The sequence below is a fragment of the Mycobacterium paraffinicum genome (genome assembly GCF_001907675.1).
GTDB classification, from domain to species: Bacteria; Actinomycetota; Actinomycetes; order Mycobacteriales; family Mycobacteriaceae; genus Mycobacterium; species Mycobacterium paraffinicum_A.
This window is the reverse complement of the sequence record NZ_MPNT01000023.1, coordinates 1-13111: the sequence shown is the minus strand read 5'-3', so window position 1 is coordinate 13111 and position 13111 is coordinate 1. Positions and strand designations below refer to the sequence as shown.

General features: G+C 67.3%; 7 protein-coding genes and 3 pseudogenes. 5 read left to right on the top strand and 5 right to left on the bottom strand.

What is annotated here, in order from left to right; translation table 11 throughout:
• Window positions 1–18 precede the first annotated feature (18 nt).
• Both BRW65_RS21390 and BRW65_RS21385 read right to left on the bottom strand, forming a co-directional pair.
• Window positions 19–2013 (bottom strand): annotated as a pseudogene (locus BRW65_RS21390) (APC family permease); the annotation flags it as partial.
• Window positions 2014–2027: 14 nt separating this feature from the next.
• Window positions 2028–3956, bottom strand: a pseudogene (locus BRW65_RS21385) (APC family permease); the annotation flags it as partial.
• Between the two features lie 652 nt (window positions 3957–4608).
• Here BRW65_RS21385 and BRW65_RS21380 point away from each other — a divergent pair.
• Together BRW65_RS21380 and BRW65_RS21375 are read left to right on the top strand one after the other, a co-directional pair.
• Window positions 4609–6345: pseudogene (locus BRW65_RS21380) on the top strand (NAD-binding protein); the annotation flags it as partial.
• Window positions 6346–6615: 270 nt separating this feature from the next.
• Window positions 6616–7929, top strand: a complete 1314-nt coding sequence (locus BRW65_RS21375) for a PPE family protein, SVP subgroup (protein ID WP_073878033.1) — start codon at window positions 6616–6618, stop codon at window positions 7927–7929.
• Between the two features lie 4 nt (window positions 7930–7933).
• On the opposite strand, the gene BRW65_RS21370 is transcribed toward BRW65_RS21375, so the two are convergent.
• Window positions 7934–9364 carry an FAD-dependent oxidoreductase gene (locus tag BRW65_RS21370; RefSeq protein ID WP_073878031.1) on the bottom strand — a complete coding sequence of 477 codons (1431 nt, stop codon included), beginning with the start codon at window positions 9362–9364 and terminating at the stop codon, window positions 7934–7936.
• Window positions 9365–9658: 294 nt separating this feature from the next.
• On the opposite strand from BRW65_RS21370, the gene BRW65_RS21365 reads away from it, so the two are divergent.
• Complete coding sequence (locus tag BRW65_RS21365; RefSeq protein WP_073878029.1) at window positions 9659–10144, top strand: DUF732 domain-containing protein; 486 nt, start codon at window positions 9659–9661, stop codon at window positions 10142–10144.
• A gap of 7 nt (window positions 10145–10151) precedes the next feature.
• Here the strand turns inward: BRW65_RS21365 and BRW65_RS21360 are convergent, their stop codons facing one another.
• Both BRW65_RS21360 and BRW65_RS21355 read right to left on the bottom strand, forming a co-directional pair.
• Window positions 10152–10433 carry a DUF3017 domain-containing protein gene (locus BRW65_RS21360; protein WP_073878027.1) on the bottom strand — a complete coding sequence of 94 codons (282 nt, stop codon included), beginning with the start codon at window positions 10431–10433 and terminating at the stop codon, window positions 10152–10154.
• The gene (locus BRW65_RS21355; protein WP_073878025.1) at window positions 10430–11275 is read right to left on the bottom strand and encodes a bifunctional methylenetetrahydrofolate dehydrogenase/methenyltetrahydrofolate cyclohydrolase; all 846 of its coding nucleotides are present in this window, start codon (window positions 11273–11275) and stop codon (window positions 10430–10432) included. The genes BRW65_RS21360 and BRW65_RS21355 overlap by 4 nt, the downstream gene beginning before the upstream one ends.
• A 185-nt stretch (window positions 11276–11460) precedes the next feature.
• Here BRW65_RS21355 and BRW65_RS21345 point away from each other — a divergent pair, with 185 nt between their 5' ends.
• Together BRW65_RS21345 and BRW65_RS21340 are read left to right on the top strand one after the other, a co-directional pair.
• A complete protein-coding gene (locus BRW65_RS21345; RefSeq protein ID WP_073878021.1) occupies window positions 11461–12669 on the top strand; it encodes an NADH:flavin oxidoreductase in 1209 nt (402 codons plus the stop codon).
• A gap of 95 nt (window positions 12670–12764) precedes the next feature.
• Window positions 12765–13111 (top strand): FHA domain-containing protein (locus BRW65_RS21340; RefSeq protein WP_139273201.1); only part of this gene is annotated, 347 nt, incomplete at its 3' end.

The following is a 13111-nucleotide window of genomic DNA, read 5'->3' as shown; positions in this document are numbered from 1 at the left end:
ACTCGATATCGGTGTCACCACTTCCGCCGCACCGTTGACGTCAAGGCCGTTGGGCGCAAGCCGTCCGATCCGCGACTCGATGTCGTAGGGGACGATGATGGCGGTCGCGTCCCGGATGCGGCTGACGGTGCGAGCCATCTTGTCCGCCGTGCGGTCGTGCAGCAGCCGACCCAACAGGGGCGAGTACGTGCGGCGCGGGAACAGCACCGTCACCCTGGTGTCCGGATGGTCCTTGAGCACCCGCAACACCAATTCGTGTGCGGCGCGGCTCAAATGGCGGTCCGGGCAGTTGATCAGCCACAGCGGGGTGTCGTGCTCAAAGCGGTCCCAACGCTCGCGCAACCGGACGGCATGGTCGACGTCGATGACGAAGTGCACTGCGGTCAATTCGTCGGCGTGTAGCCCGTAGCCCAGGCGCACCGCCTCGATCTCGGCGAGGTCGATCGTGTCCACGAAGACCAGCACCTGCAGTCGCGGATGCCGCTCCAGGTTCAGGTCTTCGGTGCGCGACATCTCCAGCACCGAGGCCTCGTCGCGGTATTTCCGGTTCAGCCGCATCAGCGCCAGCACCAGCAGCGGGAAGATGACCACGATGAGCCAGGCCCCCTCGGTGAACTTGGCCACCACGAAGATTCCCACCACGATCGTCGACATGATTCCCGCCGACAGGTTCACCGCCAGCTTGACTCGCCAGCCCGGATCTCGCCGGGTCAGGTGGTGCTTGGCCATGCCGTATCCGGCCATCGCGAAGGCGGTGAAGACGCCGATCGCGAAGAACGGCACCAGCGCACTCACCTTGGCTTCGGTGATGATGAGCAGCACCATGGCCAGCGCGGTCAGCACGAAGATGCCGTTGGAGAACACCAGGCGGTGGCCGCGTTTGGTCAGCGGGCGAGGCAGGAAGCGGTCCTCGGCGACGAAACTGGCCAGCGCGGGGAAGCCGTTGAAACTGGTGTTGCAGCCCGTGAACAGGATCGCCGCGGTCGACGCCTGGACCAAGAAGTAGAAGACGTTGCCGATGACCCCGTGGCCGAAGACCGCCCGGGCGATCTCGGAAAGCATCGACGGGTATTCGTCGAGATAGGCCGCGGCGTGGGTGACGTGTGTCAGCCAGCCCACGCCCGCGAGCAAAAACCCGAGGATGCAGGCCATCCACGTCAGCACGCGACGTGCGTTGGGGCCCTGCGGCTTTTGAAAGACGTTGACGGTGTTGGAGACCGCCTCGACGCCGGTCAGCGAGGTGCCGCCGTTTGCGAACGCGCGCAACACTATCAGGATCGTCGCGCCCATCACCAGGCCACCGCCCTGATGCACCGGCACCGAGCCGGCGATGTGCTGTGGGTCGTATTTGGGTAGGCCCCAGAACATTTCACGCACGAAGCCGGTCAGGATCGTCACCGTGATCATGGCGACGAAGGCGTAGGTCGTCATCGCGAACGTGCGGCCCGACCGCCGCAGCCCGCGCAGGTTCGCCAGGCAGATCAGGACGACCGCCGCCAAGGTGATCTCCAAGTGATAGGGCCGCAGCGGGGGAATCGCCGACACCACCGCCACCGTCGCCGCCGCGGGCTGCACCGCCACGGTCACCACGTAATCGATGAGCAACGCCGCCGCGGCGACCTGCGCCACCCGCGGGCCGAAGTTCTCCCGCGCGACCGTGTAGGAACCGCCGGCCCGCGTGTAGGCCATCACGACCTCGCGGTACGACGCGCACACCAGCGCAAGGATCACCAGGATGACACCGGTGATCGGAAGCACCAACGCGTACGCCGCCATGCCCGCCGCCGGGAGCAGCTCGATCATGATCTGCTCGGTGCCGTACGCCGTCGAGGAGATCGCGTCTGGCGAAAGAGCGCCCAATGCAACGGCGTTCGGCAGCCTCTCCCCATCCAACTGGTCGGTGGTCAACGGCTCTCCGAGAAAAAGCCGTTTGCACTTGTCGGTGAAGGAGAGCGGTATCCCGCCACTCGGTTGCGTCACAACATCCCCTCCTCGAGGACCCGATTGCCTCATCCCGCGCGAGTGACCTCGGCGATGCGGGACTCGATGTCATAGGGCACGATCTGCGCGGCCGCCCCCGGAATCCTGCTGACCGCGCGGGCGATCTTGTCCGCGGTGCGATCGTGCAGCAAACGGCCGACCAGCGCCGAATAGGTCCGGCGCGGCAGCAGCACGGTGGCCTTGGTGTCCGGATGCTCGTTGAGCACGCGGAGAACCAGCTCGTGCGCGGCACGCCCCAGGTGCCGATCAGGGCAGTCGATCAGCCGCAGCGGCGTGTCGTGTTCGAAGACTTCCCAACGCTTTTGCAGCCGGGCGGCATGCTCGGCGTCGATGACGAAATGCACCACGGTGAGCTCGTCCGCATGCAGGCCGTTTGCGTACCGCATCGCCTCCACCTCGGCGAGGTCGATGGAATCCACTAAGACGAAGACCCGGTGACGGGTGTACCGGTCCAGGACCGGCTTTTCCGTGCGAGACATCTCCAGCACCGACGCCTCCACGCGGTACTGCCGGTTGAGTCGCATCAACGCCAGCACCAGCAGCGGGAAGACCACCACGATGAGCCAGGCCCCCTCGGTGAACTTGGCCACCGCGAAGATCCCCACGACGATCGTCGACAGGACCCCCGCCGACAGGTTGACCAGGACCTTTCGCCGCCAGCCCGAACCGCGCTGGCGCAGATAGTGTTTGGTCATCCCGTAGCCGGCCATCGAGAACCCGGTGAACACCCCGATCGCGTAGAAGGGCACCAACGCGTCGACCGAGCCCCCGGTGATGATCAGCAGCGCGATCGATAGCGCCGTCAGAGCCAGGATGCCGTTGGAGAAGACCAGGCGGTGCCCGCGCTTCATCAGCGGGCGCGGCAGGAACCGGTCTCCGGCAACGAAGCTCGCCAACGCGGGGAAGCCGTTGAAGCTGGTGTTGCCGCCGGTGTAGAGGATCGCCGCGGTCGACGCCTGCACCAGGATATACAGCAGATTGCCGGTCATGCCGTGGCCGAAGACCGCCCGGGCGATCTCGGACAACATCGACGGGTATCCGTCCGTGTAGGGGACGGCGTGAGTCACGTGCGTCAGCCACGCCACGCCCGCGAGCAGGAACGCGAGGATGCAGGCCATGATGGTCATCACCCGGCGGGCGTTGACACCTTCCGGCTTGCGGAACGTGGTGACGGTGTTGGAGATGGCCTCCACTCCGGTCAGTGACGAACCGCCGTTGGCGAACGCGCGCAACACAATCAGGACGGTCGCGCCCATGATCAGTCCGCTGCCGTGGTGGACCGGCACCGCGCCGGCGATGTGCTGGGGATCGTAGGTCGGCAGGTTTCCGCACAGTTCGCGGATGACCCCGACGACGATCGTCAGCGAGACCATGGCCACGAAAGCGTAGGTGGGCAGGGCGAACCGCGCTCCCGCTTCCCGCAACCCCCGCAGATTGGCAAAGCACATCAACAGCACCATGCCGACGGTGATCTCCAGGCTGTAGGGGCCCAGAACCGGGAGCGCCGACGCCACCGCGACCGTCCCGGCCGCGCATTGCACCGCGACGGTCACCACATAGTCGATCAGTAGCGCCGCCGCGGCGACCTGTGCCACTCGAGGGCCGAAGTTCTCCCGCGCGACCACGTACGACCCGCCGGAGCGGGTGTAGACCATGACGACCTGGCGGTACGACGCGGCGACCAAAACCAGGATCAGCAGGATCACGCCGGTGATCGGAAGCAGTAGGGCGAACGCGGCCATCCCGGCCGCCGGCAGCAGTTCGATCATGATCTGCTCGGAGCCGTAGGCGGTGGAGGAGATCGCGTCGGGTGAGAGCACGCCGAGCGCGACCGGGTTCGACAACTTCTCGTGCTCGAGCTCCGAGTTGATCAATGGCTTGCCCAACAAGCCCCGCTTGCAGACATCGGAGAACGACGACCACGCCTTGTGCTCGGCAGCCGGCCGCTCAACCAGAGGTGTTGCCACAGAAGATATCCCTTCCCCCTAATGCGTGCGCCTTGTCGCAGGGCGGTGCGGCCCGCCGAAAGCGTAGCTGCCGCAATTGCGTTTGTCGCATCTCGCTTTTCGGCCAGCAACCATAACCACAGGCAATTGTCAGAAGAATTGCCAGGACACTCTCAGCGAGGTGACCTGGATGTTACAAAGGGGCTCCCATCGGCAATGCCGGCTCGGAATTTGAGCGCGTTCGCCGCCGGGTAACGGCTCCCACGAAACCTGTTGTGACATGCGGCACTTTGGCTCGCACAGGCTGATTGCCACCGGGCGTAAGTTCCCCAGCAGATACACAGGTAAACCAACGGTGTTGTACAGCAGCGCTTCTGGGACGGCCTGAGTTTGGTTGTGCTCCAGCATATTAGGAGTGCGGAGCTGTACCCGTTCGATCTCAGTTCTATGCAGGATGCAATGCGTAACGCTCGCCGCGCCGCGATTCTGTCTGTTAGCATCGAATTAGATCTCCATTTCCTTGGAGTAGCGCGTGACACCCGCTTCAGCAAATAAGCGCTTGTGCCACACGGGTTTCGCGTCTCTGCCCCGCCGGAAGTATTGAGGCCGTATCAAGGTTCAAACGGAAGGGCAGCTGTGTTTGGCGGAGGGGTGGACAGTCATGAACCAGTGCATCATCGTCAGCGGTGATGACGCGCTGGCGTCAATCATCGTCGAAGAGCTGAGAAGAGCCGGGGCACGCGTCGAAAGGCTCCTCGATGCCGAACTGGCCGGCACCCGTGTCAAGACCCAGCTCGCCAAAGCCGGAGTCGCTACGGCATCGGCCGTGGTGTGTGCAGGCGACGACGATGCGACGAACCTGGAGATCGCGCTGCTGGCGCGCAAGGCCAACCCGAACATCCGCGTGGTGGCGCGGGTGGCCAATGACGTGCTGCGCGAAGCGGTCGCCGCGGACGAAGGGCCCGGCGCGATCCTCGGCGTCGCCGACCTCGCGGGCGCCGCGGTCGTCGAGGCGTGTCTGGCTCGCACGACACATCCATTCGAGGTTGCGGGCATTGAGTTCATGGTCTTCGGCGGCGAGGCGCCGTTCGACGCATCGCTGCGGGAGATCTATGGGGACCTCGCCCCGGTCGCGGTGGTCCACAACGAGAACGCCCCCGATTCCGGCGAAGTGATGGTATGTCCGGGTCGAGACGTTCGGGTCAGCACCGGCGACTGGACGGCGATGATCGGCACCACCGAGGAGGTCGCCGCCTGCGGCATCAAGATTCCGCGGCAGCCACGGATGCGGTCGCGCCAATCGCGATTGCGCCGGGTCCTCTATGCGGTGCGAGCCCTGCCCAACGAGGTCAACCCCGCGTTCTATCCCTTGATCGTCGCCCTGATCTTCCTGGTCATCGGCTCGACGACGTTGCTGCACTTCTCCTACACCCACCCGGGCATGTCCTGGACCGACGCGTTCTACTTCACCAACGAGACGATCACCACCACGGGATACGGCGACTTCAGCTTCGCAGCGCAGCCGACATGGCTGCGGCTCTACGCCGCGGTGCTGATGTTGGCCGGCGTGACCACCACCGCACTCCTGGTCGCCTTCATCGCCGACGTGCTGCTGTCGCGTCGATTTCTCACGTTGTCCGCGCGCCCCCGGGTGCGCCACCTGCGCAATCACGTCATCGTGGTCGGGTTGAGCGCGCTGGGGGTGCGGGTGGTAACCGACCTGACCGAAGCCGGGTACGAAGTCGCGGTTATCGAGCGCGACCCCAACAATCCGTTCCTGTCCACCGCCGCCGAACTGGACGTGCCGGTTATCTTCGGTGACGCGACGTTACGCCCGACGATGGAAGCCGCCAGGGTCGATACGGCCCGCGCCGTCGCCGTGCTGACCCGAGACGACATGGTCAACATCGAGACCGGGCTCGTGGTCCGCGAAATGTTGGGCTCCGACCTCGCTCCCGTCGGCAATCGGTGGGGCAAGGTGCCGCTTGTCCTGAGGGTTTACGACCACGACCTGGGATCCGCGGTGGCGCAGCGGTTCGGTTTCGAAAACGTCCGCTCTACAGTCGAGCTGGCCGCGCCGTGGTTCATCGGCGCGGCGATGGGACTGCAGGTGCTGGGCACCTTCTCGGTGGGCAACCGATCGTTTCTGGTCGGCGGAATGTATGTGCAGGCCGGTAGCGAGCTCGACGGCTTGCAGATGTTCGAAGTCTCGACACAGACCCGCGTAATCGCGATTACCCGGGAGGACGCGCCGGTTCGACTGCACCCGCGCCGCGACGCCAGGCTCAGCGCCGGCGACACCGTCTACCTGGTCGGCCCCTACCGAGAGCTCATCGCCACCCTGCGTAAGGGGCAACCGCTACCGCAGCCGGCTCCCGAGGATGCGCTCGCCGACCGGGACTGCGACTGCGGGGAGCCAGGACCCGAAGCGAAGACGGCGAATGAAGACAACGTTCGACGTCTCCAACCGGTCAGAGAGGGGCGCGGTGTAGCGAGCCATTGACATCGCAAGACACTCAAGAGTTCGTCGACCGAGTCGGAATCTCATGCCTCGGTCACGTTCGGCGCCGGCCTCGCCGCGCCCGTCAACGAGTCATCGAGGGGGAACCTTTTGTCATCCACAGCTCATGTGCGCCACCCGCGGCCGTCTGGATAGGTGGACTTCGCAATGGATTTCGCCACTCTGCCGCCGGAAGTCAACTCGGGCCTGATGTACTCGGGCCCCGGCTCGGGACCGATGCTCGCAGCTGCTCAGGCGTGGGAATCTCTTGCGGCGGAATTGCATTCGACGGCCAGCTCGTACGAGTCGGTGATCTCCGGCCTTACCGCCGGACCGTGGCTGGGGCCCTCTTCGGTGATGATGGCCGCCGCGGCCAACTCCTACGTGGCGTGGTTGAGTGGGACCGCCGCGCAGGCGGAGCAGACCGCCACGCAGGCCATCGCGGCCGCCGCGGCCTACGAGGCCGCGTTTGCCGCCACGGTGCCGCCGCCGGAGGTCGCGGCCAACCGCAGCCAACTCGCGATGCTGGTCGCCACGAACCTGTTGGGGCAGAACACTCCCGCGATCGCCGCCACCGAGGCCCAGTACGGCGAGATGTGGGCGCAGGATGCGGTGGCCATGTACGGCTACGCGGGCTCCGCGGCCGCGGCGACACAGCTGACACCCTTCACGCCGCCACAGCAGAACAGCAACCCGGCCGGATCGGCCACCCAGGCCAACGCGCTCAGCCAAGCCGCCGAGCTGCCCGCCGGGTCGGCGGCCTCGGCGACTGGGGCGGCGGGCGGCGCGGGGGCGGCGGGCGACGCCGGGGCGGCCCTCGGCCTGAGTTCGCCGTTGGACCTGGTCAACGTGGGAGCGGACGCGATCACCTACGGTATCGACGCCCCGTTGGCCCCGCTGGGGGCGGTGTCGATGCCGATCGACCTCGTCGGCGCGCAAACCGGTTTGCACACCGACGACATCGTCAGTGACTGGGATGTGAACGGCGCGCCCGTGTCCGTAGTCAGGTCAGTGACGCCACCGGACGCGGTGGCCGCGCCGAATGTGTTGTCTCGGACGGTGTCCGCCGGTATCGGTGAGTCCGATTCAATCGGTCGGCTCTCGGTCCCGCCGACCTGGGCGGCCGCGACGCCGGCGGTGCGCCCGATCGCGTTGGCGCTCCCGGCCGCACCGGCCGGCGCCGCCGTTTCCGCGGCGCCGAGCTTGGAGAGCACGTTCGGCGAGGCGGCCCTGGCCGGCACGGCCGGGCGGGCCATCCGGGACGCCGTCGGCAACCGCGCCCGGGTGCCGTTGGGCGCGGAACCGGTCGGCCGCCGAACCACTATCGAGGAGAAGGCCGAAGACGGGCCCGCCGAGGCCGAGCCCCGCACCGTAGTGACGGGCATCGCCGCCGAGATACGCGAGTTCGCCAGGCTGCGCGACGAGGGACTGATCTCCGAGGAGGAATACATCGAGCAGAGGAATCGTCTGCTCGGTCGCTGAGCCTTTAGAAGTTCAGCCCGGAGAACATGACCCGGTTGGGGTCGTACTTCTGCCGGACGGTCGTCAGCCGTGACAGGTTCGAGCCGAAGTAACGCGCCGGGGCGGCGTTGGCCTCCAGGTAGTTGACGTAGCCCCCGACCGAGATCTGTTGCACCGCTTGGTGCGCGGAGCTCAGCCAGGTGTTCGCGGCGGCGACCTGGCTGCCCGAGGGTTCGACGTACCACTGCAAGACGGCCGACTGATTGCGCCACGGGAACGCGGTGTCGCCCGCGGCCACGTCCGCGACGGCACCACCGAGCGGGTCGACGAGGACCGACGCCTGCCCGGCGCCGGCGGGCCACTGCCCGATCGCGGTGGCGATGGCATGCGCGGCAACCGAATCCACCGGGCCGATGACGTCCGACCCGGCCACGAACGAGCGCGCGGGAGGGTTGGAACTGCCACCGGCCAGGAACATCACCAAATCCGTGCGGTTCATCGTCTTGTTCGAGACGGCGGTCGGCGCCACCCCCACCGCGGACTTGATCGCGTCGGCCACACCGGACCCCGCACCCGCGGGGCAGGTCGCCAGCACGTGGCAATTCGGGGCGGAGCCGATCATGAGATCCACGATGCCCCAGGTGTTTCGGTCCGCACCGTTGAGCCAGGACTGCCAGCCGACGAGCACCTGCGTGGCGGACGCGGGCGGGAAGTCGAGCCGCACGACGTCGCTGTCCGAGGTAGCAAACGTGGAGAAGGTCATCGACGTCGTCACGCCGAAATTGCCGCCGCCGCCCCCTTTCAGCGCCCAGAACAGATCAGGGTTGTCGTTGGCGGAGGCCGTCACCACGTCACCGCTGGGCAAGACCACGGTGGCGGACTGCAGCGCGTCACACGTCAGGCCCGCGTGCCGGGTGTCGGGCCCGATGCCGCCACCGAGCGCGAGCCCCGCGACGCCGACGGTCGGGCAGGTGCCGCTGGGTATCGCGCGCCCGGCGCCGGTCAACGCCTGGTGGATGGCGTACAGGGTGGTCGCGGGGGTCACCGTGAGGTTGTTCCCGTCGAAGTTGGCGCCACCGGGAAGCCCACGCAGATCGAGCACCATCGTGCCGTTCGCGGCGGAGGCACCGACGTAGGAATGGCCGCCGCCGCGGGGAGCGATCTTGAGGTTGTTCGCCGTCGCGAACGCGATCGCCTTCTGCACATCGGCCTGGGACGAGACGGTCACCACCGCGGCGGGGGTGGAGCTGTCGTAGAAGGAATTGAAAACCTTTTTGCTGGTGGCGAATTGGCCGCTGTTGGCGGGCAGGACGACGCTGCCGCCGATGGACGACGCCAGGCCGCCCCAGCCGGTCGGGGGGTCGGCGGCCGCGCGGGCGGTGCCCAGAACCGCGCCGGTGGCCAACATTCCGACGGCGCTGCGCAGAAACGCCTGACGCGAGATGCCGCGCTGCAAGGGTGGGTCCACCGGACGGCTGCGATTAGTCGTCATGTGCGGAGATTCTTAAACATTTCTCACGCAAAAGCGCGGCACCGGCGCCCGTGTCAGGTCACAGTGTGGAATCGATCCGCCGACCGGCTTGACGATTCGTCCGGCCCAATAGTCGACGCCGCGGCCGCCGCCGGCCCACAAAACGCTGATTTGTGCCAACCTTTACCCCACCGTGTCGCAAACGTGACGGTGATAGTTCAGAGTTCACAACGTGATTCGAGTGCATCCGGCGCACTCCACGACCGAGGGGGAGGCCGCATGAAGGCACGGGCACGAACGAACCACTGGATCTGGCTGTTTCGGAATCAGCCCCTGACCGTTCGTCTGCTGGCCGCGGCCGCCGCCCTGCTCACCGCGGCGTCGGCGCTCGCCGCGCCGGTGCGGGCGGACAACCCCGACGACAACTTCATCGACGCGCTCAACCACGCGGGCATCGACTTCGGCGAACCCGGAAACGCGATGTCCGTGGGCCAGTCCATCTGCCCGATGCTCGCCCAGCCGGGCGGTAACTTCGCCGCGGCGGCGTCCAGCGTCTCCGGACGGGGCATGTCACCCGCCATGGCGCGGATCTTCACCACGATCGCGATACAGACCTACTGCCCGGAACAGATGGCGAACCTGGCCAGCGGCAATCTGTCCGTCCCCCAGATGCCCGGTATGCCCGGCATGGCGGGACAGCTGCCCGGAATGGCCGGGCAAGTGCCCGGACTGCCGCGGCAGATCCCGGCGGTGCCGGGTATCTAACGGGTAGCTAACCGGTGCCAAGTGGGTCGATGGTCCACGCGATGTAGACCATCGCCGCGGCGACCGTCGCGGTGGTGAGGAAGTCAATTCCCTTGCTGCGCACCACCAGAAGGCCGGACCGCTCATCGGGGAGCACCAGCCGCAGCGCGGCCGCCAGGCCGACGCCGATACCGATCAGCAGTGAACCGCGACGCCAAAAGTTGGCCCCCACCAGAGCAAGTGCGGTGGCGAAAGTCAAGCCCACCAGCAGGATTGGCCATTGGGCCCTGACGACGGACCGCGCGCTCATGCCCGTTCGGCGAGCTCGACGACGTTGCTCAGCAGGAATGCCCGGGTCAACGGGCCGACACCGCCGGGGTTCGGCGACACGTGTCCGGCGACCTCCCACACGTCGGGGTGCACGTCGCCGACCAACCCGTTCTCGGTGCGGCTGACGCCCACGTCGACGACCGCGGCGCCCGGACGCACCATGTCGGCGGTCACCATGTGCGGCACCCCGACGGCGGCCACCACGATGTCCGCCTGGCGGGTGTACGCGGCGAGATCGCGAGTCCCGGTGTGGCACAACGTCACCGTGGCGTTCTCCGACCGCCGGGTCAGCAGCAGCCCCAGCGGCCGGCCGACCGTCACACCGCGGCCGATGATGACCACATGCGCCCCGGCGATCTCGACGTCGTAGCGCCGCAGCAGGTGCACGATCCCGCGGGCGGTACACGGCAGCGGCGCCGGCACGCTGAGCACCAACCGACCCAGATTCGTCGGGTGCAGTCCGTCCGCGTCCTTGTTCGGGTCGACACGCTCCAGCGCCGCGTTCTCATCGAGCTGCTTGGGCAGCGGCAGCTGCACGATGTAGCCGGTGCAGTCGGGGTTGGCGTTCAGTTCGTCGATGGTTTCTTCCAGCGTCGCGGTGCTGATGTCGGCGGGCAGGTCCCGGCGGATCGACGTGATCCCGACCTTGGCGCAGTCCGCGTGCTTGCCCCGGACGTAGGCCTGCGACCCGGGATCGTCGCCGACCAGGATGGTGCCCAGCCCGGGGGTTCGGCCCGATGCGGTCAGGGCGGCGACCCGTTCTTTGAGGTCGACGAAGATCTCGTCGCGGGTGGCCTTGCCGTCCAGTGTGATTGCGCCCACGCCTGACAGTCTGGCAGACATCGATGTCGGCGACCCGCCACGCCCCGCGTGCGATCGCCACGGTGCCCGATGATGGCGACCCGCCACGCGCCGCTTCGCCGCGCTTGCGATCGCCACGGTGCCCGATGATGGCGACCCGCCACGCGCCGCTTCGCCGCGCTTGCGATCGCCATTAGGCTCCCGGTATGTCAACCCCTCCGGACGTGTTCAGCCCGGCCAAGCTCGGCCCGATCACGCTGCGCAACCGCACCATCAAATCGGCGACCTTCGAGGCCCGCACGCCCGACACCCTGGTGACCGACGACCTGATCGAATACCACCGGCTGCCCGCCGCGGGCGGCGTCGGCATGACAACCGTCGCCTATTGCGCCATCTCCCCCGGCGGCCGCACCGAGGGCAACGGGATCTGGATGCGCCCCGAGGCGGTGCCCGGATTCCGCCGGCTCACCGACGCGATCCACGCCGAGGGCGCGGCGGTGAGCGCACAGATCGGCCACGCCGGACCGGTCGCCAACGCCAAATCCAACAAGGCCAAGGCGCTGGCCCCGGTGCGATTCTTCAATCCGATCGGGATGCGGTTCGCCAAGAAGGCGACCCGTGACGACATCAACGACGTCATCGAGGGCCACGCCAACGCGGTGCGGCTGGCCATCGAGGCCGGCTTCGACGCGGTCGAAATCCACCTGGGCCACAACTACTTCGCCAGCTCGTTCCTGTCCCCGCTGATCAACCGCCGCGACGACGAGTTCGGCGGATCGCTTCAGAACCGGGCGAAGGTGGCGCGCGGCATGGTGATGGCCGTGCGCCGCGCGGTGGAAAAGGAGGGCACGCCGATCGCGGTCACCGCCAAGCTCAACATGACCGACGGCGTCCGCGGCGGCATCTCCATCGAGGAGTCGCTGACCACCGCCAAGTGGCTACAGGAGGACGGCGGGCTGGACGCGATCGAACTCACCGCGGGCAGCTCGCTGGTGAACCCGATGTACCTGTTCCACGGTGACGCGCCGCTCAAGGAGTTCGCCGGGGCGTTCAAGCCGCCGCTGAGTTGGGGAATGCGGATGACGGGCAAGAAGTTCCTGCGCGAGTACCCCTACCGCGAGGCCTACTTGTTGCGGCACGCCAAGCTGTTCCGCGCCGAGCTGACGATGCCGCTGATCCTGCTCGGCGGCATCACCAACCGGGAGACAATGGACCTCGCGATGGCGGAGGGGTTCCAATTCGTCGCGATGGGCCGGGCGCTGCTGGCAGAACCCGACCTGATCAACCGGATCGCGGCCGACGGCGCCGCGCACAGCGTGCATTCCGCCTGCACGCACTGCAACAAGTGCATGGCCACCATCTACACCCGCACCCAGTGCGTGGTCACGGGCGCCCCGGATCTACTAGCGCGCTGACGGTGGGCGCCGCGCAGCGGCGCGACTAGAGCGGGCCGGCAAACGCACATTTGGGCCTCAGGGTGGCCACGGTTTCACGCGATACAGTTGTTGCGATGAGTGCACCAGCCCCGCCCGTCCTGACGGTTCGTTATGACGGGTCAGAACGCACCTTTGCCGCCGGTCACGACGTCGTCGTCGGGCGCGACCTGCGTGCCGACATGCGCATCACGCACCCGCTGATCTCCCGCGCGCACCTGCTCCTGCGCTTCGACCAGGGCCGGTGGCTGGCGATCGACAACGGTTCGCTCAACGGCACTTTCGTGAACGGCCGGCGGGTTCCGGTGGTCGACATCCACGACGGCCAGTCCCTCAACATCGGTAACCCCGACGGGCCGCAGCTGGTGTTCGAGGTCGGGCGGCACCAGGGCATGGCCGGGCGGCCCCCGCAAACCGAATCGAT